Annotated in this window: 18 protein-coding genes; 7 read left to right on the top strand and 11 right to left on the bottom strand. The window is 71.7% G+C overall.

From position 1 onward, the window contains the following. Nucleotides 1-78: 78 nt before the first annotated feature. Complete coding sequence (locus tag IEY55_RS18420; protein WP_189059520.1) at nucleotides 79-786, top strand: response regulator; 708 nt, start codon at nucleotides 79-81, stop codon at nucleotides 784-786. Nucleotides 787-935: 149 nt separating this feature from the next. Here IEY55_RS18420 and IEY55_RS18415 read toward each other — a convergent pair whose 3' ends face one another. The 3 genes from IEY55_RS18415 to IEY55_RS18405 form a co-directional block, all read right to left on the bottom strand. Then, entirely contained in the window at nucleotides 936-1,424 is a 489-nt protein-coding gene (locus tag IEY55_RS18415; RefSeq protein ID WP_189059518.1) for a DUF5130 family protein, read from the bottom strand. Next, the gene (ctaJ, locus tag IEY55_RS18410; RefSeq protein WP_189059516.1) at nucleotides 1,411-1,668 is read right to left on the bottom strand and encodes an aa3-type cytochrome oxidase subunit CtaJ; all 258 of its coding nucleotides are present in this window, start codon (nucleotides 1,666-1,668) and stop codon (nucleotides 1,411-1,413) included. The genes IEY55_RS18415 and ctaJ overlap by 14 nt, the downstream gene beginning before the upstream one ends. A 76-nt stretch (nucleotides 1,669-1,744) precedes the next feature. Beyond that, a complete protein-coding gene (locus tag IEY55_RS18405) occupies nucleotides 1,745-3,160 on the bottom strand; it encodes an amidase (protein ID WP_189059514.1) in 1,416 nt (471 codons plus the stop codon). A 187-nt stretch (nucleotides 3,161-3,347) separates the two neighbouring features. Between IEY55_RS18405 and IEY55_RS18400 the strand changes: the two genes are divergently transcribed. Further along, nucleotides 3,348-3,923, top strand: a complete 576-nt coding sequence (locus IEY55_RS18400; RefSeq protein ID WP_189059511.1) for a DUF4442 domain-containing protein — start codon at nucleotides 3,348-3,350, stop codon at nucleotides 3,921-3,923. Here the strand turns inward: IEY55_RS18400 and IEY55_RS18395 are convergent. Then, on the bottom strand, nucleotides 3,885-5,153 hold the full coding sequence (locus tag IEY55_RS18395) for an MFS transporter (protein WP_189059509.1): 1,269 nt from the start codon (nucleotides 5,151-5,153) through the stop codon (nucleotides 3,885-3,887). The two genes, IEY55_RS18400 and IEY55_RS18395, sit on opposite strands and share 39 nt — an antisense overlap. 305 nt (nucleotides 5,154-5,458) lie before the next feature. Here IEY55_RS18395 and IEY55_RS18390 point away from each other — a divergent pair, with 305 nt between their 5' ends. Beyond that, nucleotides 5,459-5,953: a hypothetical protein gene (locus tag IEY55_RS18390; protein ID WP_189059508.1), complete on the top strand. Its 495-nt coding sequence runs from the start codon at nucleotides 5,459-5,461 to the stop codon at nucleotides 5,951-5,953. Between the two features lie 42 nt (nucleotides 5,954-5,995). On the opposite strand, the gene IEY55_RS18385 is transcribed toward IEY55_RS18390, so the two are convergent. Then, nucleotides 5,996-6,661, bottom strand: a complete 666-nt coding sequence (locus tag IEY55_RS18385) for an HNH endonuclease (RefSeq protein ID WP_189059506.1) — start codon at nucleotides 6,659-6,661, stop codon at nucleotides 5,996-5,998. Between the two features lie 210 nt (nucleotides 6,662-6,871). Here IEY55_RS18385 and IEY55_RS18380 point away from each other — a divergent pair, with 210 nt between their 5' ends. The 4 genes from IEY55_RS18380 to IEY55_RS18365 all read left to right on the top strand — a co-directional run bounded on the left by IEY55_RS18380 (nucleotide 6,872) and on the right by IEY55_RS18365 (nucleotide 12,231). Then, complete coding sequence (locus IEY55_RS18380) at nucleotides 6,872-9,025, top strand: prolyl oligopeptidase family serine peptidase (RefSeq protein WP_229686518.1); 2,154 nt, start codon at nucleotides 6,872-6,874, stop codon at nucleotides 9,023-9,025. A 133-nt stretch (nucleotides 9,026-9,158) separates the two neighbouring features. After that, the gene (locus IEY55_RS18375; RefSeq protein WP_189059713.1) at nucleotides 9,159-10,010 is read left to right on the top strand and encodes a mechanosensitive ion channel domain-containing protein; all 852 of its coding nucleotides are present in this window, start codon (nucleotides 9,159-9,161) and stop codon (nucleotides 10,008-10,010) included. Nucleotides 10,011-10,095: 85 nt separating this feature from the next. Beyond that, on the top strand, nucleotides 10,096-10,488 hold the full coding sequence (locus tag IEY55_RS18370; protein WP_189059502.1) for a globin: 393 nt from the start codon (nucleotides 10,096-10,098) through the stop codon (nucleotides 10,486-10,488). A 135-nt stretch (nucleotides 10,489-10,623) separates the two neighbouring features. Continuing rightward, entirely contained in the window at nucleotides 10,624-12,231 is a 1,608-nt protein-coding gene (locus IEY55_RS18365; protein ID WP_229686516.1) for a glycoside hydrolase family 13 protein, read from the top strand. A 344-nt stretch (nucleotides 12,232-12,575) separates the two neighbouring features. Here the strand turns inward: IEY55_RS18365 and IEY55_RS18360 are convergent, their stop codons facing one another. The 6 genes from IEY55_RS18360 to IEY55_RS18335 form a co-directional block, all read right to left on the bottom strand. Continuing rightward, nucleotides 12,576-13,238 (bottom strand): DUF8185 domain-containing protein, encoded by a 663-nt coding sequence (locus IEY55_RS18360; protein ID WP_229686515.1) that lies wholly within the window; start codon nucleotides 13,236-13,238, stop codon nucleotides 12,576-12,578. After that, on the bottom strand, nucleotides 13,222-13,662 hold the full coding sequence (locus IEY55_RS18355; protein ID WP_189059498.1) for an acyl-CoA thioesterase: 441 nt from the start codon (nucleotides 13,660-13,662) through the stop codon (nucleotides 13,222-13,224). Before IEY55_RS18355 ends, IEY55_RS18360 begins: the two co-directional genes overlap by 17 nt. A gap of 222 nt (nucleotides 13,663-13,884) precedes the next feature. After that, nucleotides 13,885-18,840, bottom strand: a complete 4,956-nt coding sequence (locus tag IEY55_RS18350) for an NAD-glutamate dehydrogenase (RefSeq protein ID WP_189059496.1) — start codon at nucleotides 18,838-18,840, stop codon at nucleotides 13,885-13,887. Nucleotides 18,841-19,459: 619 nt separating this feature from the next. Next, complete coding sequence (locus IEY55_RS18345) at nucleotides 19,460-23,116, bottom strand: hypothetical protein (protein WP_189059494.1); 3,657 nt, start codon at nucleotides 23,114-23,116, stop codon at nucleotides 19,460-19,462. A gap of 15 nt (nucleotides 23,117-23,131) precedes the next feature. Then, nucleotides 23,132-24,808, bottom strand: a complete 1,677-nt coding sequence (ettA, locus tag IEY55_RS18340) for an energy-dependent translational throttle protein EttA (RefSeq protein ID WP_189059492.1) — start codon at nucleotides 24,806-24,808, stop codon at nucleotides 23,132-23,134. 559 nt (nucleotides 24,809-25,367) lie between these two features. After that, nucleotides 25,368-25,841, bottom strand: coding sequence for a single-stranded DNA-binding protein (locus IEY55_RS18335; protein WP_189059490.1), 474 nt, complete (start codon nucleotides 25,839-25,841; stop codon nucleotides 25,368-25,370). Nucleotides 25,842-26,095: the final 254 nt, after the last annotated feature.

The following is a 26,095-nucleotide window of genomic DNA, read 5'->3' as shown; positions in this document are numbered from 1 at the left end:
CGCCACGGGGACCCTCCGTTCGACGTCGCCGGTTCGGCATGCGGTAGTCCCGCGGACACTCAGCGTAAGCTGACGGGCATGGGCGACGCGGCGCTGCTCATCACCGCAATCGGTAGCCTGATGTGGCCGCTGATCGCGTTGTACGCCCTCACCTCGCTCCGCCCCTACCTGGTGCGGGTGCTGCGGTCGGCTGAGACCCGCCAGCTCGACTTCGAGATCGGTGGGCAGCGCATCACCTTCCGGGAGCTCAGCAGCCAGCAGAACGAGCTGATCCAGGACCTGCAGCGGCAGGTGTCGACGCTGCGCAAGGCGCTGGAGACCGCCCCCCACGCCGTCCCGGGTCCGCCGCCGGTGACAGAAGGTGAGCCGACACGTCCGCCCGAGCCGGTGCCGGCGGCGGACCGGGAACGCGAGCCGTTCGCCGTGTTGTGGGTCGACGACCACCCGGAAAGCAAGGCGTTGCTCATGGAGCAGCTGCGGAACAACGGGGTACGCGTCGACCTGGTCGGCACCACGAGCGAGGCCATGGGGACCCTGTCCCGTCGGCGCTACCGACTGATCGTGACCGACATGGGTCGCGTGGAGAGTGGCACCTACCAGCCGGAGGCCGGTTTGGAGCTCTTGCGCGAGGTGCGCGACGTCGGGGTGGACATCCCGGTGGTGGTGTTCTGCGTACCCAAGAACTTCGCACAGGCGAGTTTCCGGGCGCGCGAGTTGGGTGCCATCGGGGTCACCTCCTCCGCCGTGGAGCTGACCGACTACTTCCAGCGGTTCGGTCTGCTCTGACCGCCGCTGGCCGTCCGCTCCAGACGGCCTCCGATTTCACGGGTGAGACCGGCGACAGCGAACGCGCAAAGTTTGCGGACACAGCAACAGCCGGCGGAGATACGTGTGGCGCCCGGTCCGCCGACCGAGCGCCAGCACAGTCAACACCTTCAGCGCCGGGGCGCGCGTCCAGCCTGGTCCGACAGCATGCGCAGCCCGCTCACCAGGCCGCCGCACAGGTCGCCTTCCTTGAAGAAGCCGACCATGCTCATCACGGCGAGCTTGCAGCCGCGTTCGGCGAGCCGGCGCTGCGACTCCTCGCCGGTCACCAGCTCGACCACCCGCTGCCCGGGGGACACCGCGATCAGCACGGCGTCGCTGGGGCGGGCGGTCATGGCGTGCAGCTGCTCGGCGCGAGCGCGGGTGTCCGAGCCCAGGTCGCCGAAATAGATGCTGAAGTCCAGGCCGGTCTCCCGGCTGGTCACCGTCAACGCCTCGTCCAACAGGGCCAGCTGGCGCGGGGTGAAGGGCAGCCGCGGCCGGTCCGGGGGGATGCGGCGGGCCACCGACACTCGACCGGTCGGCATCAACGCCTCACCCGGCCCCAGCTCGGCGGGGTCGACGCCGGGGGTCCGCTCGTCCAGCTCACCAGTTGCCACGGGCACCTCCCCGAGCGGTCGCCGCGGGCACACCGGCCCCGGTCTCACCGGCCGGCACGGCCGCGGTGGACGCGCCCAGGCCCGCGGGATTGGCGGTCCACCACACCGGCTCGTACTCCCACTCCTGACCGGGTCGGTAGCGCGGCCCGCGGGTGAACTTCGGCCACAGCGTCATCAGCGTGATCACGCCGTAGATGGCCAGCGGGATCAGCGCAAAGACGGCGACGGTCTCCACGACGCTCACGGCCCGTACCGTAGCCGATGCCACCCGCACCCGGCGCGCCGGTCCCGGGCGTCGCCGCGCCCAACGGCCCCGGCCCTCACCAGCAGGCGGGCCGGTGCGCAGCCCAGGGACGAGCCTGTTCGAGCTGGGCGGCCAGACACAGCAGCAGGCTCTCCTCGCCGTGCCGGCCGACCAGCTGCACCGCCACCGGTAGCCCGTCGGCGGTCCAGCTCAGCGGCAACGCCAACGCCGGCTGGCCGGTCACGTTGTAGCCGGTGGTGAACGGGGTGAACGCCTTCTGCCGGGCCAGGTCCTGGGCTGGGTCGACGCCGCTGAACCAGCCGACCGGCGGCGGCAGGTGGGCCAACGCGGGGGTGAGCACGACGTCGAAGGCCAGGTGCGCGGTGACCGCCGCGCGGGCGACCGAGTGCGCGACCTGCAGGGCGCGCAGGAACTCCGGGGCGGAGGTGGCCGACCCGCGCTCGCGCAGCCAGCGGGTGAGTGGGAGCAGGTCCTGCTCGCGGGCGGGGTCGGTCGGGATGCTGTGCGCGACGACGTTCCAGATCGTCTCCACGGCGGCCACCGCGTGCTCGGCGAACGCCAGCTCGACGTCGACCACGTCGTGCCCGAGCTGCTCCAGCAGTGCCGAGGCGTCCTCCCAGGCGCCCAGGTACTCCGGTTCGACCGGCACGCCGGGGATGATCGGGGTGGCGTAGCGGCCGACCCGGAGCCGGCCCGGTGGGCGGTGGGTGGCCGCGAGGAAGGACTCGCCGGGTGAGTGGACCGTCCACGGCTCGCCCGGCTTCTCCACGGCCAGGGCGTCGAGCATCGCTGCGGCGTCGGCGACCGTGCGGGCCAGCGGCCCGACCACCGAGAACCCGGTGACGTCCCCGCCGAACGGCCCGCGCGGGACGCGTCCGCGGGTCGGCTTGAGCCCGACCAGGCCGCAGCAGGCGGCGGGGATGCGCAGGGAACCGGCGCCGTCACTGCCCTGGGCGAACGGCAGTAGGCCGGCGGCCACGGCCGCGCCGGCCCCGCCGGAGGAACCACCGGCCAGCCGGGTGGGGTCGTGCGGGGTGACCGCCGGCGGCAGCCCGGCAGGCTCGGTGTAGCAGGCCATGCCGAACTCGGGGGTGCTGGTCTTGCCGATGCTGATGGTGCCCGCCTGCCGCAACAACACCACCGCGTCCTCGTCGACGTGCGGCACGTAGTCGGCGAACGCGGCCGAGCCGAAGGTGGTGCGCACGCCCGCGGTCAGCGTGAGGTCCTTGATCGCGGTGGGCACGCCGAGCAGCGGGGGCAGCGTGTCCGGGTCCTCGGCGTGCCGCACGAGGCGCTCGGCGGTGGCCGCCTGGTCGAGCGCGGTCTCCGGGGTGAGGACGGTGAACGCGCCCAGCTCCGGATGTTCCTCGGCGCGACGGAGGTGGTGCTCGACCAGCTCGACCGGACTCACCTCGCGGCGTCGTACCGCGGCGGCTTGTTCCACCGCGCTCAGTTCGTGTAGTTCGCCCATGCCACCTCCCCGCAGCGGACCGTTCTTCCTCATTCGAGTCGATGGCGGGGCCGGGCGCCAGCCACGTTCGATGGCGACTGGGCGACGGGCGGGTGTCGGGCGGTGCCCGGACGGCGGAGCCCGGGATGGTGGGGAATCGGACACACCTCACACTACTTTTGAGTAGGTTTGCTGCGAGACTGGTCCCATGCGTGCCCGTAGCCTTCGTCGGCGGCTGAACCTGTGGCCGCCGCTGGTGTTCGCCGGTATCCGCGTACTGGCGCTGAGCGATGACTACCGGTACGCGAAGGTGCGGTTGCGGATGTACCGGTGGAACCGAAACTACGTGGGCACGCACTTCGGCGGGTCGCTGTTCTCGATGATCGACCCGTTCTGGATGCTGATGGTGCTGAACAACCTCGGCCGCGACTACGTGGTGTGGGACAGGGCGGCCGAGATCGACTACGTCCGCCCGGGCCGGGGCGACGTCTTCGCCGAGTTCCGCCTGACCGACGGGCACCTGGACGAGTTCCGTCGGCAGGCGGCGGCAGGCGGCAAGGCCCTGGTCTGGTTCGACACCGCGGTCGTCGACGCCGACGGGCAGCTGGTCTGCCGGGTCCGCAGGCAGGTCTACGCCCGCGCCAAGAAACGCGCGCGGCCCCCGGCAACCGGCGAGGACGGCGGGCACGCGCCAGGTTCGACGCAACCTTCCGTGCCGGGATCGGACCCGGGTCGCGGGTCGGACTCAAACCTTCTCGGCGGGAGCCACCGTGCCGGTGCGTAGCAGCGGGCGGGCGGCGAGCAGGGCGGCCACGCCCACCACGCCCGCGGCGAGCAGGAAGACCGTGCCCAGCGAGGACATGACCGCCACCGGGCCGGCCATGCCGGCCCCGATCGGCATCAGGCCCCAGGTCAGCACGCGGTAGGTGCTGGAGACCCGGCCCATCATCGACCCGGGCGTCAGCCGCTGCCGGCGGGTTGCCGACAACACGTTCCACGCCCCGGCGCCTACACCGATGACCAGGTAGCCGGCCCAGCCGACGGCCGGGTGCGGCACCAGCCCGAGCAGGCCGAAGCCGGCCGCGAGCACCACCAGCGCCGTGATCATCAGCGGCCCCTCGCCGAACCGCCGGACCAGCGCCGGCACGACCGAGGCGACCGCGATCGTGCCCACCGCCATGGCGACCATCAGCGTCGGGACCAGCGGCGCCGGGATGGCCAGCACCTCCACCGCATACAGCGCGGTGATGGCGTTGACCGCGCTGGCGGCCACCGCGGCGGAGACCACGACCAGCACCAGGACCCGCAGCCCGCGGTGCCGGAGCAGGAACTGGGCCCCCTCGGCGATCTGGGTCCGCAACCGGGCACCGCCGGAGGGCTCGCGGTGCGGCGCAACATCGGGCAGGCTGGCCACGAACAACGCGGCCACCAGGAAGGAGAGCCCGTCCACGGCGAAGCAGGCGGCGGGTTCCCAGGCGAACAACGCGCTCGCGGCCAGTGGGCCGGCCAGGTCCACCCCGGCCGTCTCGACACTGATGAACCTGCTGTTCGCCGCGTCCAGGTCGGCCGGGCCGGCCAGGGCGACCAGCAGCAGCTGGGACGCCGAGTCGGCGAACGTCTCCGCGGAGGTCAGCACGAACGCGACAGCGACCAGGACCGGCACGGTCGCGTGCCCGGTGAACAGGGCGGCGGCGAACCCCAGGGTCAGCAGGCCCCGGCCGACGTGGGCCACCAGCACCACGGTGCGGGGTCGCCACCGGTCCACCAGGGCGCCGGCGGGCAACGCGACGAGCAGCCAGGGCAGCACCTCGGCCACGGCCACGGCGGAGACCGCGAGCGGGTCCCGGGTGGACACCGCGGTGAACAGCGGCAATGCCACCACCCGGACGCCGTCGCCGACCAGCGACACCGTCCAGGCCACCATGAGGCGGTGGAAGGCACGTGTGTGGACCCCCTGCGGCACCTCCCGCACGCCGGCGGGGTCCACCCGCGCCTCGTCGCCGTGTTCGGTCATCGGTCCGCCGTACCCCCCGTCCGACACGCAGCGGTCACGCCGCGCGCATACGTCACGACCCTCCCCCGCCGCATATTGCCCGCAGACCCTACCGGGGGTAGTAGCGCAGTGTGCGGAGCGTGATCTCAGCTCACTCGGACAGCAGATACGCATCGTCCGAACGCCCTGCGGCCGGAAGGCGGCGAACAGCGGGCAGGTTGGCGGCTTGTCCCCGGGCTATCTGACTCCTAGCTTTTCACCTGTCCGGGTCTTGCGGACAACACGAATGATCCTCAACACGACTTCTCTCCCCAGGAGGACCGGTTATGCGGATCGCCACGGCCCCCACCCAGACCATCGACCTCACCCGTCCGAGGTTCCTGCGGTCCGAAACGGGCGGGGGTGAACGCACTGCGACGTCCGGTTCCGGCACTGTCGTCGACCTGGCGCAGCGGGCACGGGACCGTTCCGACCGTGGGGTGCGGATCCACGCGGGTGTCCGGATCCCTCGGGACGCACGAGGCCGGTCCGGTGTCCGCATCCACGGCGTCGACGACAGTGGCGTCCACAGTGACTACGCGCGCGGGGTGCGGATCCACGCCGGGGTGCGCATCCACCAGGGGGCAGAACGTGGCGTGCGCATCCACGCCGACGCCGGTCGGGGCGTCCGTATCCACGGCGACATCGAGTGCGGCGTCCACATCCACGGTGGGGTTCGGATCCACCGTGGATGCGAGCGGGGCGTCCGTATCCACGGGGGCGTGCGCAGCCACGGCGAGGTGAGCCGCGGGGTGCGCATCCACGGCCAACGGGCCGCCTGATCACCGCCCGCCGCGACCGGACGGAGCTGGGGACCGGACCGGTCAGGCGGCGGGCTCGCCCAGGTAGGGCAACCAGAGCGGGTCGGTGTCGGTCACCCCGGCCAGCAGCCGCCAGTGTGGGCCGCGTGGCGCGGTCGGGGTGATCCGCAACCGCCAACCCAACTCGACGAGCAGCTTGTCCGCCTTGCGGTGGTTGCACCGCGCGCAGCTGGCCACACAGTTCTCCCATGAGTGCGCCCCGCCTCTGCTGCGGGGCACCACGTGGTCGATCGTCTCGGCCCGACCGCCGCAGTAGGCGCAGCGGTAGCGGTCCCGGTGCATCAGCCCGGCCCGGGTCAGGGGGACCCGGGCGCGGTAGGGCACCCGCACGTAGTTGCTGAGCCGGATCACCGAGGGCACCAGGATCGTGCGGCTGGCCGAGTGCAGCGTCAGCCCCGCCGGGTCACCGTGCACCACCTCGGCCTTCCCGCAGACCACGAGCACGATCGCGCGGCGCAGCGGCAGCGCGGTGAGGGGTTCGAACGTGGTGTTGAGCAGCAGTACCCGGCGGCGGCCCCAGGCGGGGACGGTGCCACCGGTGGCGCGATCCGCGACCACACCGGCCACCGGACCGACGGTCCTCGTCGGGGGCCGGGGCTGCGGGCGCGAAACGGTCCGCGGCGCCGGCCCTCCGGGGGCGCCGATCGGGGTCGGTTGTCGGTCGGGCACGCGACCACCTCCGCCGGTTGCGGGGCTGGCAGCCCCGTCCGGTGGGCCGGACCCTGGAGTGGTCCGACCCACTGGTGTTGGGCCTAGTCGACCACAAAGAGCACCCAGAACGCACGTACGATGTGGGCCGCGTCGCGTCCGTCACCTCGTGACCGGTGGAAACGCCGGTCTCACCGGGGGCCGACACGCCGGGTCGTTACTGTCGCTGCCGTGACCGACGCACCCCCCGTGACCACCCCCGCCAGACCGCCCGCGGACGGCTACCCACCCGCCGAGCGACTGGATCTTGTCGAGGAGCTGCACGGCCATCGGGTGGCCGACCCGTACCGCTGGCTGGAAGACGCGGCCGACCCCCGTACCGAGGCGTGGTCGGCCGCCCAGGACACGCTCGCCAGGCAGCGTCTCGACGCGCTGCCCGGCCGGCAGACCGCCGCCCGTTACCTGGAACGACTGATGCGCGCCGGATCGGTCTCGGTACCGGTGTGGCGAGCCGGGCGGGCCTTCTTCACCCGACGCGAACCCGGCCAGGAGCACCCGGTGCTGCTGGTGCGCGAGCCCGACGGCGGCGAGCGGGCCCTGCTGGACGTCTCGGCCCTCGATCCGAGCGGCCGCACCACGCTCGACGCCTGGGCACCCAGCCTGGAGGGCCACCTGCTGGCGTACCAGGTCTCGGTCGGTGGCGACGAGGAGTCGCTGCTGCACGTGCTCGACGTGGACACCGGCGAGGTGCTCGAGGGCCCGATCGACCGGTGCAAGTACTCCGAGATCGCGTGGCTGCCCGGCGGCGAGGAGTACTTCTACGTCCGACGGCTGGCCCCGGAGCGGGTGCCGGCGGGTGAGGAGCAGTTCCACCGCCGGGTGTGGCGGCACCGGGTGGGCACCGAGCCGGACACCGACGTGCTGGTGCACGGCGAGGGCCTCGACCCGACCTACTACTACGGGGTGCGGGTGTCCCGGGACGGCCGCTGGCTCGTGGTGGACGGCAGCAGGGGCACCGCGCGGCGGGACGCGGTGTGGCTGGCCGACCTCGCGGCCGGCGGGACCGTGCCGGAGCTGCGGCAGGTGCTGGACGACCAGGCCGGTGCCCGCTGCGCGGCCTGGGTGGAGCGCGACGGCCGGCTCTACCTGATGACCACGCTCGACGCGCCGCGGTGGCGACTGTGCGTGGCCGACCCGGCGAACCCCGGGCCCGCGCACTGGAGAGAGCTGATCGCCGAGGAGCCGGACTCGGTGCTGGACGGCGTGCGCTGGGTCCCCGGAGGCGACCACGAGCCGCGCCTGGCGGTGCTGCGGACCCGGCACGCCGTCGCCGAGGTGCACCTGCACGACCCGGCCACCGGGGAACGCACCGGCGCGGTCGAGCTGCCCGGCACCGGCTCGCTGACCGGCCTGACGTGCGTGGACGAGGCCACCGAGCACGGCAGGGACACGGTCTGGTTGGGCTACACCGACTTCGTCACCCCGCCCGGTGTGCACCGGTACCGGCTGGGCGCGCCCGCGGTGGAGCTGGTCGAGCGGGCTCCCGGCGCGGTGGAGCCGCCCCCGGTGACCACCCGGCAGGTGGAGTACCGGTCGGCGGACGGGACGACCGTGCGGATGTTCCTCATCACCCCGACCAGCGAGCCCGACCGGCCGCGGCCGGCGATGCTCACCGGCTACGGCGGCTTCTCGATCAGCCGCGAGCCCGGCTACAGCGCCACCGCGCTGGCCTGGGTCGCGGCCGGCGGTGTGTGGGCACTGGCGTCGCTGCGGGGCGGTGGCGAGGAAGGCGAGGCCTGGCACGAGGCCGGGATGCGCGAGCGCAAGCAGAACGTGTTCGACGACTTCCACGCCGCGGCCGGGCATCTGGTCGACGCCGGCTGGACCACGCCGGAGCAGCTGGCGACCATCGGCGGCTCCAACGGCGGCCTGCTGGTCGGGGCCGCGCTCACCCAGCGGCCGGAGCTGTACCGGGCCGTGGTGTGCTCGGCCCCGCTGCTGGACATGGTGCGCTACGAACAGTTCCTGATCGGCCGGATCTGGAACGAGGAGTACGGCAGCGCCGACGTCGGGGAGGAGTTGGGCTGGTTGCTCGCCTACTCGCCCTATCACCAGGTGCGGGACGGGGTGAAGTACCCGGCCACGTTGTTCACCGTCTTCGAGTCGGACAGCCGGGTGGACCCGTGTCACGCCCGCAAGATGTGTGCGGCGCTGCAGCACGCCACGGCCGCCGACCTCGACCAGGGGTCGGTGTTGCTGCGGCGCGAAACCGATGTCGGGCATGCCGCACGCTCGGTGACCAGAACGGTCGCACTGGGCGTCGACCAGCTGGCATTCTTGGCTGACGCCACCGGACTGGACCTGGAGAGGCTGGCACGTGGCTGAAGCTGTTCCTCCTGTCATCCCTGCCCCATCCACCTCCGTGAGCGACCCGGCGCTGCCCGACCTCAGCGGGGTGAGCAAGGCGGTCGAGAACCCCGAGAAGGCCGCCAACTTCCTGGCCGAGCACGGGCCGGACATGCTGGCCCGGGCCGGGCAGATCGTGCTGATCGTGGTCATCGCGTTCGTGCTGCGTTTCCTGCTGCACAGGATGATCGACCGCATCTGCAACGTACGCGGCGAGAACAAGGTGCCCCTGCTGCTACGGCCGTTGCGGGAGCGGGCCCCGGACGCGCTGGGGCCGCTGTTGTCCGAGCGCCGGGCGCAGCGGGCCAAGACCATCGGCTCGGTGCTCAAGTCGGTGACATCGCTGCTGGTGCTGGGTACCGCGGCGGTCACCGTGCTGGGTCAGCTCGGCATCCAGATGGCGCCGATCCTGGCCTCGGTCGGTGTTGTGGGCGTGGCCGTCGGTTTCGGCGCGCAGAACCTCGTCAAGGACTTCCTGTCCGGGATGTTCATGTTGATGGAGGACCAGTACGGCGTCGGCGACATCGTCGACCTCGGCGAGGCCGTCGGTACCGTGGAGGCGGTCGGGCTTCGGGTCACCACCCTGCGCGACCTCAGCGGCACGGTGTGGTACGTGCGCAACGGCGAGATCCTGCGGGTCGGGAACTTCAGCCAGGGCTATGCCGTGGCCGTGGTCGACCTGCCGATCGCGCACAGCACGAACGTGGCACAGGCGGCGGAGCTGGCCGGGGAGACGGCCAACCGGGCCATCCAACAGGCCCCGCTCAGCGCCGACGTGCTGGCCGAGGTCGAGGTGCTCGGCGTGGAGCGGGTGACCTCGGAGGCGGTGACGCTGCGGCTGACCGTGAAGGTGCGGCCCGGCCGGCAGTGGGCGGTGCAGCGGGCGCTGCGGGCCCAGGTCAAGGCCGCCTTCGACGACGCGGGCTTCGAGGCCCCGTTCGCGCTGGGACGGGGCAACCTGTAGCCGCGGGTTCGGGACCAACAGGCATGCCCGGACCGGGTGTCCCGCCGGGGCACCCGGTCCGGCCGAAGGGAACGGTGGAGCAAGGATGGGGGACGTGGACACCCCGGTGAGCTTCTACGAGGCGGTGGGCGGCGAGGAGACGTTCCGCCGTATCGTCGCGCGCTTCTACCAGGAGGTGGCCCGGGACGAGCTGCTGCGGCCGCTGTACCCGGAGGCCGATCTCGGCCCGGCCGAGGAGCGGCTGCGGCTGTTCCTCATGCAGTACTGGGGCGGGCCGCACACCTACTCGGAGCGGCGTGGCCACCCGCGGCTGCGGATGCGGCACTCCCCGTTCACGATCGGCCCGATGGAGCGGGACGCGTGGCTGCGCTGCATGCGGATCGCGGTGGACGAGGCCGGGCTGGCCGAGCCGCACCGGCAGCAGCTGTGGGAGTACCTGGAGATGGCCGCCAACAGCCTGGTCAACTCCTGGTTCTGACCGGTGTTCCCTCGCACGTGGCGGCGGCGCGGCCCGGTCGCCCGCCGTGACGTGTTCTTGATCACGGCGTGAGCCGCGTCGTGATCCCCCGTTAGAGGCAGGCGTGGCTCTCCATGGATGGCAGGATGGCTCACCGTGCGACGATCCGCCGACCTACGCAAGGAGAGCGCCGACGACCCGACCTGGTGGCGGACCGCGGTCGTCTACCAGGTGTACGTCCGCTCGTTCGCGGACTCCAACGCGGACGGGGTCGGCGACCTGGAGGGTATCCGGGGTCGGCTCGGCTACCTCGAGCTGCTCGGCGTGGACGCGCTGTGGATCACCCCGTTCTTCCGCTCGCCCATGGCCGACCACGGCTACGACATCGCCGACCCGCGCGACGTCGACCCGCTCTTCGGTGACCTCGACGCGTTCGACCGCCTGATCGACGACGCGCACCAGCGCGGGATCCGGGTCGTGATCGACGTGGTGCCGAACCACACCAGCGAGGAGCACGAGTGGTTCCAGGCCGCGCTGCAGGCCGGCCCGGGCAGCCCGGAGCGGGAGCGTTACGTGTTCCGGGCGGGCCGCGGCGTCGCCGGTGAGCTGCCGCCGAACAACTGGCCGAGCGTGTTCGGTGGCTCGGCGTGGTCCCGGGTGGCCGACGGCCAGTGGTACCTGCACCTGTTCTCCCGGCACCAGCCGGACCTGAACTGGCAGCACCCCGAGGTGTGGGCGGACCTGGAGCGGACGCTGCGGTTCTGGCTGGACCACGGCGTGGACGGGTTCCGGGTGGACGTGGCGACCGGGATGGCCAAGGCGGACGGCCTGCCCGACGTGGACCTGTCCAGGATCGGGCCGCCCACGGCGCTGTACGAGGACTTCGACGACCCGCGGTTCGACACCGAGGGGGTGCACGACATCCATCGGCGGATCCGCAAGGTGCTCGACGAGTACCCGGGGCGGGTCACCACCGGTGAGGTGTGGGTCAAGGACAACGAGCGGTTCGCCCGCTACATCCGGCCGGACGAGCTGCACATGGCGTTCAACTTCCGGTTGCTGTCCACCGAGTTCGACGCCGGTGCGCTGCGCACCGCCATCGAGGAGTCGCTGGCCGCAGTACAGCTGGTGGGTGCGCCGGCGAGCTGGACCCTGTCGAACCACGACGTGCCGCGACACGTGACCCGATACGGCGGCGGTGAGCTCGGGGTGCGCCGGGCGCGGGCGATGGCGCTGGTGCAGCTGGCGTTGCCCGGTGTGGTCTACCTGTACAACGGCGAGGAGCTGGGCCTGCCCGAGGTGGAGGTGCCGAGTTGGGCACGCCAGGACCCGATGTGGGAGCGCTCCGGGCACACCATCGGCCGGGACGGGTGCCGTATCCCGCTTCCGTGGGAGGGCGAGGCACCGCCCTACGGGTTCACCACCGGCGGGACCACGTGGCTGCCGATGCCCCCGGACTGGGGTGCGGTCACCGCCGAGGCGCAGCTGGAGGACCCCGGGTCGATGCTGTCGCTGTACCGACAGGCGTTGGAGTTTCGCAAGACACATCAGGCGATCCGCGGTGACGAGATCGAGTGGTACGGCGCGCCGGCCGGCTGTTTCGCCTTCCGTCGCAAGGGAGGCGGGCTGATCTGCGCGTTGAACACCTCGGCCGCGCTGGTGCCGTTGCCGCCCGGTGAGGTGTTGTTGGCCAGCGGCCCCCTGGAGGGCGACCGGCTGCCGCCGGACACCGCGGTCTGGCTGGTGCCACCAGCGTCGCCGTAACCTCTTCTCTTCGTTGTTGAAGCGTGTTTGCCGGCTGTCACGCTGACTGGGGGGACGCGACAGCCGGCAAACACCATCAGTACGCCCACACACGGTCGACCGAGGGACATGTTCCTTATCGACGGCGACTGCGGGAGGCGTGATCACCCGATAGCGGAAACGACGCTGTGTCACCGGCTCGTGGTCGCGGCGAGTCTTCCTTCGCCCGTATCACAGGAAATCGCACGACGATTGGACGATGTCGTTCACCGAATGCCATCGTGATGCCGCCCATGGCACTCCCGTTTGTGTTGCCCCACAACCGTTTCGTGTGGCTGCTCGGTCGCACGCCGGTGGGATGGGGGTCAGACGAGAAGGGGCAGGAGGGCGTGGCGGCGCCGGGCGACCGCGCCGAAGCGGGCGTCGAGCCGCAGCCAGGAGTCGGTCGCACCCACCCGCACGATCTCGTCCTCGCCCACCTCGGCGCCCAGGAACCCCATGCCGGACATGGCGAACAGACACCGCAGCGGAATCTTGACCTCGAAGCCTCCGCCGCTGACGACGAGCACCGGCTGGTCGAGTAGCGAGGCCGGTGGGGTGCCCTGCGGGCCGGTGTTCTCCCGTGCCACGGCCACGCCGCGCTCGGCCAGCTCGGCAACCACGCGGCCGGGGAGGTCGTCCACGTGCTGCCAGCCCTTGCCGGGTGGCAGCGCCGACCGCCACATCAGATCCTGCGGCGGCCCGGGATCCAGTCGTTCTCCGCCCACGACGGCCAGCGCGGCCAGCAGCTCGTTGCCCGGCACCGTGACGTCGGCCGGCTGGATCCGGCCCGCCACGGAGCGGGTGGCCAGCGCGTCGAACGGGGTGGCGAACCAGGCGTCCACCCGGCCCGCGTCACCGCCCCGGTCGCGCAGCCGAACCACGGCCTGCGCGTCGAGCCGCACGGCGCGCGCCACGAACGCGCCGAGCACGTCGCGCTCGGCCCGCTCCGGTATCACCAGCTCCGGCCGGTCAGCCCTGGCCGGCACGGCCGCCTCCGCAGTGGAAGCCGGCGAGGAAGTCCCGCTCGGCGTCGGTGAGCCGGCGCGGCCGTCCCGCGGCCACGTCGTAGGGCGCCATCAGGGTGTGGGCGCTGGCCACGACCGGGTCGGTGTCCTGCCGGCCGCCGTGCACGCTGTAGTCGAGCACGAAGGAGGCGGCGCGCAGGTCGCGTACCGCGATCTGGATGCGGACCGGTTCGCCGTTGTGCACCAGGGGCGCGTGGTAGTCGACCGACAGCCGGGCCACCACCATGCCCCGTGCCATCCCCGTCACACCGTGCCGGGCCCCCTCCACGAACAACATCGCGACCCGGGCCTCCTCCAGCAGGACCACGGTGTTCGCGTGGTTGACGTGGCCGAAGGCGTCCATGTCCGACCAGCGCGGCTGCACCTCGGCGACGAACACACCCAAGAAAGAACGCCTCCTCGTGGCGGCGAGGGACCGATTGGAGTGACCGGGCGTTGTCCCCGCGACGACCCGTATCCACCAACGTACCGATGGCCACGATCGAGTGGACCAAGGGTCGGGCGTGTGGGGCACGGGCCCGACGCTTTCCTGCCGGACACCGTGCCCCGCCCGATACTCGTCGCAGTCCGCCGCGATGTTTTCCCGCGGTGTCGCGGCGGGCCGCTGCTACCGCACCATGCTGCGGATCTGGCGCACCGCCACCGACAGAGTGGGCAGGTCCAGGCGGCCGGAGTCGCGGATCGCCTGCAGCGCGGCCCGAGCACGAGCCAGGCGGGAGGTGTTGGCCTCCTCCCACTTGGCGATCTTCTCCTCGACGCTGTCCCCGGTGTCGCTGTTGCGCAACGCGTCCAGCGTGATGGCGCGCAACGAGCTGTACAGGTCGTCGCGCAACGCCAGCCGCGCCAGGGCGTGCCACCGGTTGCCCCGGGCCAGCGCACCGACCGAGGTCAGCATGCGGTCGACGTCGAGGTGGTCCGACAGCGCGTAGTACAGCTCGGCGGTCTCCCGGTGGCTGCGCTCCACGCCCAGCCGCTCCCGCTCGGCCAGCTCCGCCACCTCGGCGATGTCCAGCAGGCCGTAGAGGTAGAGCAGGCAGGCCACGCGCCGCGCCAGGCCCACGGGCACGCCCGCGGCGACCAGCTTCTCGGCGTGCTCGGACACCACGTCCCGCTCCCGGCCGCGCAACAGCTCCAGCACGTGTGGGGCCAGCTCGGCGACCACCGGGGCGAAGCGGCTGATCTCGGCGCCCACGGCCAGCGGCTGCGGCCGGTTCGACAGCAGCCAGCGGGACGCCCGGTCCAGCAGCCGCCGCGACTCCAGCACCATGTCGTCGGCGACCTCGGTGGACACCACGTTGTCCAGGGCGTCGATCTCCCGCCACAGCGAGTTCAGGTCGAACACGCGGGTCACCACGGCGAACGCCCGCACCGCGTCGGTGGCGCTGGCGCTCATCTCCTCGGCGAGCCGGAAAGCATACGAGATCCCGGCCCCGTCCACGACCTCGTTGACCAGCAGCGTCGTGGTGATCTCCCGGCGCAGCGGGTGGCCGGAGACGGCGTCGCCGAACCGTTCGCGCAGCGGGGTCGGGAAGTACTCCGGAAGCCGGCGGGCGAACGCCTCGGCGTCGGGCAGGTCGCTGGCCAACACCTCGTCCTTCAGGCCCAGCTTCACGTGCGCCATCAGGGTGGCCTGCTCCGGGGAGGTCAGCCCCTGCCCGGCCTGGTCCAGCGCCTTGAACTGGGCGGGGGTGGGCAACGCCTCCAGCTGCCGGTCCAGGCCGCAACGCCGCTCCAGCTCGGAGGTCAGGCGCGCGTGCACCGACAGCATGGGCGCCGCGTGCGCCCGGCCCACGCCGAGCACGGCGTTCTGCCGGTAGTTGTCGGCAAGCACCAGGTCGGCGACCTCGTCGGTCATCGCGATGAGCAGCTCGTTGCGCTCCTCGGCGGCCAGCTTGCCGTCGTCGACCATCCGGTCCAGCAGGATCTTGATGTTGACCTCGTGGTCGGAGCAGTCAACACCGGCGGAGTTGTCCAGCGCGTCGGTGTTGACCTTGCCCCCGGCGCGCGCGAACTCGATGCGCCCGCGCTGCGTCAGCCCCAGGTTGCCGCCCTCGCCGACGACCTTCACCCGCAGGTCCTTGCCGTCGACCCGGACCGCGTCGTTGGCCTTGTCCCCGACCTCGGCGTGGGTCTCGGTGGACGCCTTGACATAGGTGCCGATGCCACCGTTCCACAGCAGGTCGACCGGGGCCAGCAGAATCGCCTTGATCAGCTCCGGGGGCGACAGCCGGGTGACTCCCTCCGGCAACCCCAGCGCCTGCCGGGCCTGCCGGCTCAGCGGAATCGACTTCAGGGCGCGCGGCCACACCCCACCGCCCTCGCTGATCATGCCGCGGTCGTAGTCGTCCCAGCTCGAGCGGGGCAGCTCGAACAACCGTTTCCGCTCCTGGAAGGAGGAGGCGGCGTCCGGGTCCGGGTCGATGAAGATGTGCCGATGGTCGAAGGCGGCCACCAGGCGGACGTGTTCGGACAGCAGCATCCCGTTGCCGAACACGTCGCCGGACATGTCCCCGACGCCGACGACGGTGAAGTCCTCGCTCTGGGTGTCCACGCCCAGCTCACGGAACTGCCGCTTGACGCTCTCCCATGCGCCGCGGGCGGTGATGCCCATGGCCTTGTGGTCGTAGCCCACCGAGCCACCAGAGGCGAAGGCGTCACCCAGCCAGAACCCGTAGGAGGCCGCCACCTCGTTGGCGATGTCGGAGAAGGTGGCCGTGCCCTTGTCCGCGGCGACCACCAGGTAGGCGTCGTCGCCGTCGTGCCGGACCACCTGCCGGGCCGGCACGATCTGACCGCCCGACATGTTGTCGGTCAGGTCGAGCAGGCCGGAGATGAACATCCGGTAGCAGGCGATGCCCTCCTTCCACCAGTTCTCCCGGTCGACGGACGGGTCACCGGTCGGCGGGACCGGTCTCTTCACCACGAAGCCGCCCTTGGCCCCGACCGGCACGATCACCGCGTTCTTCACCGCCTGCGCCTTGACCAGGCCCAGGATCTCGGTGCGGAAGTCCTCCCGGCGGTCCGACCAGCGCAGCCCGCCCCGTGCCACCGGGCCGAACCGCAGGTGCACGCCCTCCACACGCGGGGAGTACACGAAGATCTCGAACCGGGGCCGCGGCTCGGGCAGGTCCGGAACGGCCTGCGGGTCCAGCTTGAACGACAGGAACTGGCGCGGCCGGCCCTCGGCGTCGCGCACGTAGTAGTTCGTCCGCAGCGTGGCCCGCACCAGCGTCAGGTAGCTGCGCAGGATGCGGTCGGCGTCGAGGCTGGTGACCTCGTCGATCATCCGCGTGATCCGGTCCAGCAACGCCTCGCCGCGGCTGGTGCGGGTCTGGGCCGACAGCTGCGGGTCGAACCGGGTCTCGAACAACCGCACCAGGGCGACGGCGATCTCGGTGTGCCCGAGGATGGCGTCCTCGATGTAGTCCTGGCTGTAGGGCGTGCGCGCCTGTCGCAGGTACTTGGCGTAGGCGCGGAGCAGAGCGGCCTGCCGCCAGGTGAGCCCGGCGCGCAGCACCAGGGCGTTGAAGCGGTCGATCTCGGCCTCACCGCGCCAGACGGCGGCGAAGGCGTCCTGGAACCAGATCCGCGCCTTCTCCGGATCCGGTTGCGCGGACAGGAAGTCCAGCGCCACCTTCTCCAGGCGCAGGCCGAAGTCGTAGATCCAGCACTGGACGTCGTCGTCGCGCATCACCTCGTACGGGCGTTCGTCGACGACCTCCACACCCGTCCGCTGCAGCATCGGCAACACCGCGGACAGCGTCACCCGCCCCCCGGCCAGGTACAGCTTGAACCGACGCTCGGGCGACTCCTCGCCGCTCGGTGCATAGAGATGCATGGCCAGATCGCCCGGGCCGGACAGGCGCTGCAGCCGGCGCAGGTCGGCCAGTCCCTCGGCGGCGCCGAAGTCCTCCTTGTAGGCCTCCGGGAACAGCCGCGCGTAGCGCTGGCCCAGCTCGGTGGCGGACTCCCCGCTCACTGGCGCCGTCCCGTCGGCCGCGGCCTCCTGCTCGGCCTGGACGGCGTCGATCATGTGGTCGTCCCAGCTGCGCACGGCGGCGGCCAGCTTGTTCTGGATGGCCGTGGTGTCCGGCTCCACCCGCTGCCCGGGGTCGGTGTGCACGGTGAAGTGCACGCGGGCCAGGGTCGACTCGCCGATCCGCGCGCTGTACTCCAGCGACGTGCCCTGCAGCTCGGCGAGCAGGACGTCCTGCATCTTCAGCCGGGTCGCCGTGGTGTAACGGTCTCGCGGCAGGTAGACCAGGCAGGAGAAGAACCGACCGTAGGGGTCGCGACGCATGAACAGCCGCAGCTTGCGCCGCTCCGCCAGGGACAGCACACCGGTGGTGGTGGCGTAGAGGGACTCCGGGTCGGTGGAGAACAGCTCGGTGCGCGGGTAGTTCTGGATCACCTCCAGCATCCGCTGGCCCGAGTAGGACTCCAGCGGGAAGCCGGCGCGGTGGATCACCTCACGCACCCGCCGCTCCACCACCGGAATGTCCATGACGTCCTCGTGCAACGCCGAGGTGGTGAACACGCCCAGAAAGCGATGCTCGCCGGTCACCTTCCCGTTGGCGTCGAAGGTCTTCACGCCCACGTAGTAGGGGTAGACGGGCCGGTGCACGGTGGAGGGAGCGCTCGCCTGGGTCAGGACCAGCAGTTGGGGTGAGAACGCCTGCGCGGCGACGTCCGGACCGGTGATGAAGCTGCGCGCGGCCAGGCTGTCCCGGCGCAACACGCCCAGGCCCGAGGCGAGAACGGCACGCAACGCCTTGTCGCCGCTGTCGGAGTCGTCGACCAGCTCGTAGTGGCGGTAGCCGAGGAAGGTGAAGTGGCCGTCGGCCAGCCACCGCAGCAGTGCCGCGCCGTCGGAGACCTCGTCCTCCGGCAGCGGCGGCGGAGCCTGCTCCAGGGCGTCGGCCAGCGACAGCGCGGTGCTGGACATCTTCTCGCTGTCCTCGACGACCTCGCGGACGTCGTTGATCACCGACAGCAGGCGGTGCTCCAGCTCGCGGGCACGCTCGGGGTCGCTGATCAGGTCGACCTCGATGAGCATCCACGACTCGACGAGCGCGTCGGCCGGCGGCTCCTCCGGGTCGGCGTGCGGCAACACCCCGCGCAGGCCGCCAGCGACGTCCCGGCGCACCACGACGATGGGGTGCACCACGCGCTGGACCTGCACGCCCTTGCGGGCCAGCTCGGCGGCCACGGAGTCGACCAGGTACGGCATGTCGTCGGTGACGACCTGGATCGCGGTGGCCGGGCACCGCCAGCCGTCCTCGGCGCGGCTGGGGTTGAACACCCGGACCGCCGGCCGGCCGGGCACCCGCGACCCGGCGAGCCCGTGGTGCGAGCGCACCGCGCCGATCAGGTCGGCGGGCTCGTCGTGGGCGATCTCGTCGGCCGGGACGTGCCGGTAGTAGAGCTCGACCAGGTCGGCCAGCTCCGGAGCCGCCTGCGCGGCCCGGCTCAGCAGGTGGTCACGAGCCTGCTCGAACGGTTGGTCGGGTGCGGTGCTGCGTTCGTTTCGGGACGGGGCTGCGCTCGCCGAGAGTGAGGTCATCGTTACAGGTAGCTCCACGCGTTCTCCGGCACGCCGCTGTGCCAGGACCACCTTCAACCCTAACCATCCCCGGTCGGTGATCGGGGGCCGGTCGGAGGCTCGGGCCTGCGGTTTTTTGATGTGGGGCCCCGAGCAGCCGGCGGGAATCAACCACGGGACCGATCCCGCCGTCCGGCTACTGGCGGGTACCCCGACGCCGAGGACGAAACGCCCCCGCGACACGCGGGCCGCTGGCTGACCGGAAGCCGCCGTTGAGTACTCCGTCACATCTTTCGATCATGAGCTTTCGCTACGACCAAGATCGCCGCGGGTGCGGTTTTCCTCCCACGCGCACGCGCGGCGGCGGGTACCTTGCCGCATCTTCGCGCGTGACCGACCCTCGGGCGGATCATCCGGATCGACGCAACAACCGGGCCCCGTTTCCGCGGAATCGAGTGGCCGCAACCCCACTGCATCATCCAATCCGTCCACTGTGGACATGGGGCCTCATCCGAGACAGCTCGGTCTCAGCCCGAACCGCCCCAACGATGCGCGAAGAGATCCACCCCACCCCGAACGACTTGTCCGTCGGAAGCCCGCGGTTACGACGATTCATCCTCCCCAGCGCAAAAACGCATCGCTAGCGGCCGTGTGAGCGGCGGGTGTCCGGCGGCGTCCACACGTCGTCGGAGGGTGCGTCGGCGAGGCCGTGCCGGCCGACCCGGTCGGACAGCTGCGGACCGTCCAGCAGACCGGGGCGGAACCGCTGCTCGTCGACGGCGGTGAGCGGGGGCAGGCCGGTGGGCGGGGTTGCGTCCGGATCCAGCGGGTCGGCGTCGAACGAGACCGCGGGCGCGTTGGGCCGCACGCGCCAGTCGAGTGGATCGATGCCACTGGGCGTCGAGGGGACGAGCAGCGATGATTCCTCGGCCACCAACGGGGCGGTGCGGGGCAGCGTGCGTTCCTCGTCGGTCTCCCGGCCCTCCGTGCCGTCCGTTTCCGTGCCGGCTTCGGCAGCCGTGGCGACATCCTCTCGATGGGCTGACGCCGGCTTGTTCCATGACTGATCCGCACCGCGATCAGACCGCGCGGTGTCGAACCCGTCCATCTCCGGGTGCTCCCGGCGCGTCGCCTCGTAGGCCGCCATCGCCTCGGCAAGCAGGTCGGCGAGCTTGGCGTTCGCGGGCAGGTCCGGTTCGGCACGGGTGGGGTCGGATCGGACCGGTTCCAGATGTCTGCTCCGGGAAGCCGACTCGATGGCCTCCTGCTCGACCTCCCTCCTCCGCCTGCCCTCGGACACCGCGGCGGCTCGGGCGCCGCCCAACGACTGCTCGGCCGAGCTGGACGACCGCGAGTCACCCGCGGTGGCCGGGGTGGTCCCGCCGGTGGTGCGTGCCGCCGTCTCGTCGTCCCGCTCCTCCCGCTCGCTGTGCGCGACCGCCGCCATCAGCTGGGCGACCAGCTCCCGCGGGTCGGTCGAACGCACCGCCGCCATGTCCAGCGGCAGCGAGGACGTGGATTTCGGTGCGGACTCCGGCTCCGGAAGGGGGCGGGGCTCCGTCGGCGGCACCGGGGTCGGCTCGGGCGACGGGGGGATCGGGGAGGGTTCCGGCATCGGCGGAATCGGCGACGGCTCCGGGGTTGGCGGCACCGGTTCTGGTTCCGGTGTGGGCGGGACCGGCGGCGGCCCCGGGTACGGATCCGGCCGGCGTTGTGCACCGGATCCCGGCAACCCCGGCACCAGCCCGGGGCGCTCCTTGCCCGACCCGGTCGGATCGCCGTCGAGCGAGGAGCCTCCCGCGGGGGCGTCACCGCGCGGGGATCCCGGCCCGGTAGCCCGCACCGAGAGTTCCGCCCCAGCATCTCGTTCGGAAGGCGGCCGCGACCCCAGACCCGCGAGCTCCGACACGGATGCGTCGCGGACCCCCGCGGCCGAAAGCGGATCCGAGTCGCCGAGCCCTCCCGCCAAGCCTGTTCCCGATGGGATGTCCTCCTTCGCCAGCGGCGGCTTCGGCCCCGACTCGCCGATCGGAAGCGGTCCCAGAAGTGGGTCATAGGAGGGTGAATGCTCGGTCTCAGCCGCTGCACGGCGTGCCCGCCGCCCGGTCGGTTCATCCCATGGCCTGTTGGCACCCGCGGGCTTGTCCCCCAGAGGAATGGACCACGTCGTGGCCGGGGCCTCGTCCGCCGAGCGGGCCCGGCGTTTCCCGACGTAGCCCTCGTCGCTCAACTCCTCCCGCGCGTTGAGCGACTCCGCGGCGAGCCGGCCCTCCGACCCGACCGAGGTGTCGTCCACGCCCGGTGGCCGCTCCTCGATGCTGCGGTGACGGCCCGGGCTCGGCCCGGCCCGCTCGGCTGGCACCGGCCCGATGGCCGGCTTGTCGTCCGGTCCGGGCCGTGGTTGCAGGAGCATGCTCAGGGCGCTGCCGGCCGCTGCCGGTAGGTCGGGCGGGCCGAGCGTGGTCGCCTCGTCCTCGTCCGGGTCGTCCTTGCGGCGCCGACGGCCTCCCTGTCGGCGGGGTACCACCTGCCATTCCCCACCAGCCGCCGGTGCTTCCTCGTCGGTGCCCGACGTTTCCGCGGGCAACGCACCGACCAACGGGATTGCCGCCGATCCGGAACCAGCCATGCTTCCGCCCACCCTGGCACTGTCGTCCGGGGCCCCGGTCGCCGGCCGGTCCGCCCCGGGAGGCTCGGCGGCCGCGGCACGAGCCTGCGGCTCGTCCTCCCATGGTGGGCGGCGCCGGCGCCGCCCGCCCGTCGCGGCTGCTTCGGAGTGCCCGCCCGCCTTCGCGGAGGGCCCGAAGGCAAGGAGGTCAAAGGCCCGTGCCGGGAGACCCGGCGAGTCCGCCGCGACCGCGGAATCCGAGGCCGTCGGCGTGGCCTCGGCGGGGGTGGAGCGAAGCACGCTCGCTCCGGTGTCCCGGCCGGGCCGCTCGGTGTGGCTCGACACACCCAGGCCCGGCCAGAGCGGCGTGAGCCGCGCTTCCGTGCGCGACTCGCCCGGCGAATCGTCGCCCGTGTACTCCCCACCGGTTGGACCGGACTTGGCCGAGCGGGCGAATGGGACCGGCGGGCCGTGAGTTCCCGGGGAGGTGGGTTCGCCGGTGCGGCCGAGGTTGGCGGCCTGCCCGCTGGACCAAGCCCTCCCCTTGCCGGTCTCCCGGGGTCGGAGCAGCGTTGCCACCTGGCCGCGCAGCCCGGCGGGTTCGCCTCGCAGCGCGGTGAATTCCTTGCGCATGGCCGCGAACTCCTCGGCCAGACGCACCCGTACCGAGTGCACGGCACGCTGCCGGCGCCGCTCCGCCCGGTAGGCGGTGCGCAGGCAGGACAACGCCTCCCCGAGATCGCCCGCGCTCTCGTGTACGTGCGAGAGAGAGATCAGGCTCTCCGCAAGGAGCGGGTCAAGTTGGTGGCGCTGCGCGCTGTCGGCGGCGTCGCGGAGCAGATCGCTCGCCTCGGCCGACTCACCCGCGGGCAGGTGCAGCCGGGTCGCCAGGGCCACCCGGGTCCAGCCAACCGGCTCGGCGGCTGGCGCCCGCACCGGCCGGTCGAGGACCGGTGCGGCGGCCGCCAGGGCGTCGTCGGGCTGGTCGGCGTCCAGGGACGCGCACACGAGTTCCACCGTCAGGCGGCCGCTGACCAGCCCGGCATCGCTCTCCGGCGCGCGGAGCTCGGCGAGCAGGGCGAGGCCGTCCCGCGCGGCGTCCGCGGCCGCATCGGGGTCGCCCCAACGCCGGTGGTGGGCGGCGGCCACCGCCCGGAGCTGGCCGCGGACCAGCACCCGCACGTCGTGGTCCAGCTGCTCGTCGTCCCGGTACAGCCGGTCCGCCTCGTGCAGTGAGTCGATCAGCTCCCCGCCGCGACCCAGGTGCGCCATGCACTCGGCGAGCTGCACCAGGGCGGCGGCGCGCAGTCCGGTCGGGACGTCGTCGTCGGCCAGCACCGGCCGGAGCACGCCGAACCCCGTCAGCGGCGCCCCCGCCGCCCGCGCGCAGTAGGCCAGCTCCACCCGGAGCAGCCGGGCCAGCTCGGTCTCCCGCTCCGCCTCGGCCGCGCGCAGCGCGACCACCGCACGCTCGGCGGCCAGCACGCCGCGGCCGAGGCGGTTGAGCGCGAAGACCGCCAGCAGTTCCGCCCGCAGCCGGGTGGTTTCGTCCCGGCGCAGCATGGCGGTCCGGCCGGCCCGGTCGGCGAGCACCATGGCCAGCTCGGGCGCGCGCCACCGCAGGCGCCAGGCGGGCTCGAACAGCTCGCCCGCCTCGTCCTCCGTCGGCGCCACGCCCCTGGCCGCCACCGTCGGCTGCTCCGCTCAGTCCCGTGTCAGCTTGCGGTAGGTCACCCGGTGCGGCCGGGCCGCTTCCGGGCCGAGCCGCTCCACCTTGTTCTTCTCGTAACCCTCGAAGTTGCCCTCGAACCAGAACCACTGGGCCGGGTTCTCCTCGGTGCCCTCCCAGGCCAGGATGTGCGTTGCCACCCGGTCCAGGAACCACCGGTCGTGGGAGATGACCACGGCGCAGCCGGGGAACTGCTCCAGCGCGTTCTCCAGCGACCCCAGGGTCTCCACGTCCAGGTCGTTGGTCGGCTCGTCCAGCAGGATCAGGTTGCCACCGATCTTGAGCGTCAGCGCCAGGTTCAGCCGGTTGCGCTCACCACCGGAGAGCACTCCGGCCGGCTTCTGCTGGTCCGGGCCCTTGAACCCGAAGGCGCTGACGTAGGCGCGGGACGGCATCTCGACCTGGCCCACGTTGATGTGGTCCAGGCCCTCCGAGACGACCTCCCAGACCGTCTTGTTCGGGTCGATCCCGGCCCGGTTCTGGTCGACGTAGGACAGCTTCACCGTCTCGCCGACCCGGACCGAGCCGCTGTCCGGCTGCTCCAGCCCGACGATCGTCTTGAACAGCGTCGTCTTCCCGACGCCGTTCGGCCCGATCACGCCCACGATGCCGTTGCGGGGCAGGCTGAACGACAGCCCGTCGATCAGCTGCCGGTCGTCGAAGCCCTTGCGCAGGTTCTCCACCTCGACGACCACCTGGCCCAGCCGCGGCCCCGGCGGGATCTGGATCTCCTCGAAGTCGAGCTTGCGGGTCTTCTCGGCCTCGGCGGCCATCTCCTCGTACCGCTGCAACCGGGCCTTGGACTTGGCCTGGCGCGCCTTGGCGTTGGAGCGGACCCAGGCCAGCTCCTCCTTCAGGCGCTTCTGCAGCTTCTGGTCCTTACGGCCCTGCACCGCCAGCCGCTCGGCCTTCTTCTCCAGATACGTGGAGTAGTTGCCCTCGTAGGGGTAGGCGCGGCCGCGGTCCAGCTCCAGGATCCACTGGGCCACGTTGTCCAGGAAGTAGCGGTCGTGCGTCACTGCCAGCACCGCGCCCGGATACTGGGCGAGGTGCTGCTCGAGCCACAGCACACTCTCGGCGTCCAAATGGTTGGTCGGCTCGTCGAGCAACAGCAGGTCGGGCTTGCTCAGCAGCAGCTTGCACAGCGCAACCCGGCGCCGCTCCCCACCGGAGAGGTGCCTGACCTCGGAGTCCCCCTGCGGGCAGCGCAGCGCGTCCATGGCCTGCTCCAGCTGGGAGTCCAGATCCCACGCGTCAGCGTGGTCCAGCTCCTCCTGAAGCCGGCCCATCTCCTCCATCAGCTCGTCCGAGTAGTCGGTCGCCATCTTCTCGGCGATCTCGTTGAACCGGTCGAGCTTCTGCTTGATCTCGCCGACCCCTTCCTGGACATTGCCCAGGACGGTCTTGTCCTCGTTCAGCGGCGGCTCCTGCAGCAGGATGCCCACGCTGTACCCCGGCGACAGGATGGCGTCACCGTTGTTCGGCTGGTCGAGCCCCGCCATGATCTTCAGCACGCTCGACTTGCCTGCGCCATTCGGGCCGACAACGCCGATCTTCGCGCCGGGGAGGAAGCTGAGGGTGACGTCATCGAGGATGACCTTGTCCCCGTGCGCCTTGCGCACCTTCCGCATGGTGTAGATGAACTCGGCCATGGCCGCGATCGTAGAGTGGTGGGCTCTGGGTGGGCACCGCGGTGGGCCCACTCCCGCTATCAGGCGATGCAAGTCACTGGTCAACCGGCTGGTCGGGGAGGTCGGACCGCTCCTGGCGCGCGGTCCGACCCCGGACGGACGCTGTCGGCGGACCGTCGACAGCGTGACCCGGCCCTGGGTCCGCTTCTCGTTAGTGACGGCGTCCTGGACGCCGTGTCGTCGCGCTACTTGATCGCCACCACTGGGCTCTGTCCCCTGCTGTTCCCCTCCTCATCTGTTCCCTGAGGCCCTCGTTACCCCTGTCCCCTCGTTCCCTTGAGCCTGGCTCTCGTACCCCTGTGCCTACGCGTAGTGCCCTGGCGTCTTGTTCTTGGCCGCTCCATCACGTCGCTCCGCTGGCGTCGGGTTCCCGGGCACCCGAGCGCCGTGGATGCGAGGCTGGTGAGCAAGCGCGTGTGTCCGATTTATGGCTGTTTGTCACAGGGCCCAGAGTTGGACTGGGCCGGATCGTGTGCCCGTGACTCCCTTGCGGAGTTGGGCACGGATGGGGACGACCAGGTCAGGTCGCCACCAGTGCGAGTTTGCGTTGCGTGCCCACCTCCTTCGCCGGATCCGCTTCCTCCGGTGTCGTGGTGGGATCCGCACTACCGGGCGGGTCCTCGTGACGAGCAGCGGGCGGACCTCCTTTCGGTAGTGCGTCGTAGCGCCCCAAGTCGAGTCCAACGGCGTGGGCGTCCAGCTCGGTTGCCGACCGCCACTGACCTTCGACCTGGTAGTTCCTGCTGTACAGGCGACCCGTGACGAGCACCGGGTCGCCTTTGGCGAGGCTGGTGGCGACCCCGTCCGCGAGGCGGCGCCAGCAGCTCACGCGGACGCTGAGGCGGTCGCCGTTCTCCCATTTGCCGCTGTTGCGGTCGAACCGTCGCTCGGTGTTGCCCAGCCAGAAGCTGACCACTTTCTTGCCCTCGCTGGTCCGCCGTTCCGTTGGCGTGCTGTTGACGTAGCCCATGACCGTCACCGTCACTTCGTTCATGTCGCTCCTTCCTGGTCCCCGCCGCCCGCTCCGGCGCCGGGTTGATCACTGACGCAACGCAAGGATCGACCAGCCACAACCACAGCACCAACAGAAGATCGCCAGCTGTGGATCATTTAGGCCCCTGTGGATAACTCCGCGCAAGATCGGGTGACCCGTCCGCGATCAGCCGCCCGTTCCGCTCAGGAACGTGTCGCGCGTCAGACTTTGTGGCTCAGGGGTTATGTAGGTTCCTGACCAGGAGGTATGACGTA

It is taken from the genome of Longimycelium tulufanense (genome assembly GCF_014645795.1).
GTDB classification, from domain to species: Bacteria; Actinomycetota; Actinomycetes; order Mycobacteriales; family Pseudonocardiaceae; genus Longimycelium; species Longimycelium tulufanense.
This window is presented reverse-complemented; position numbering and strand designations above follow the sequence as displayed.

Bases quoted from the DNA above. Each gene is read 5' to 3' on its own strand.
- IEY55_RS18420 (WP_189059520.1), top strand. From the start codon at position 79: ATGGGCGACGCGGCGCTGCTCATCACCGCAATCGGTAGCCTGATGTGG.
- IEY55_RS18405 (WP_189059514.1), bottom strand. From the start codon at position 3,160: ATGGGCGAACTACACGAACTGAGCGCGGTGGAACAAGCCGCCGCGGTA.
- IEY55_RS18400 (WP_189059511.1), top strand. From the start codon at position 3,348: ATGCGTGCCCGTAGCCTTCGTCGGCGGCTGAACCTGTGGCCGCCGCTG.
- IEY55_RS18395 (WP_189059509.1), bottom strand. From the start codon at position 5,153: ATGACCGAACACGGCGACGAGGCGCGGGTGGACCCCGCCGGCGTGCGG.
- IEY55_RS18390 (WP_189059508.1), top strand. From the start codon at position 5,459: ATGCGGATCGCCACGGCCCCCACCCAGACCATCGACCTCACCCGTCCG.
- IEY55_RS18375 (WP_189059713.1), top strand. From the start codon at position 9,159: ATGCTGGCCCGGGCCGGGCAGATCGTGCTGATCGTGGTCATCGCGTTC.
- IEY55_RS18370 (WP_189059502.1), top strand. From the start codon at position 10,096: ATGGGGGACGTGGACACCCCGGTGAGCTTCTACGAGGCGGTGGGCGGC.
- IEY55_RS18350 (WP_189059496.1), bottom strand. From the start codon at position 18,840: ATGACCTCACTCTCGGCGAGCGCAGCCCCGTCCCGAAACGAACGCAGC.
- ettA (WP_189059492.1), bottom strand. From the start codon at position 24,808: ATGGCCGAGTTCATCTACACCATGCGGAAGGTGCGCAAGGCGCACGGG.
- IEY55_RS18335 (WP_189059490.1), bottom strand. From the start codon at position 25,841: ATGAACGAAGTGACGGTGACGGTCATGGGCTACGTCAACAGCACGCCA.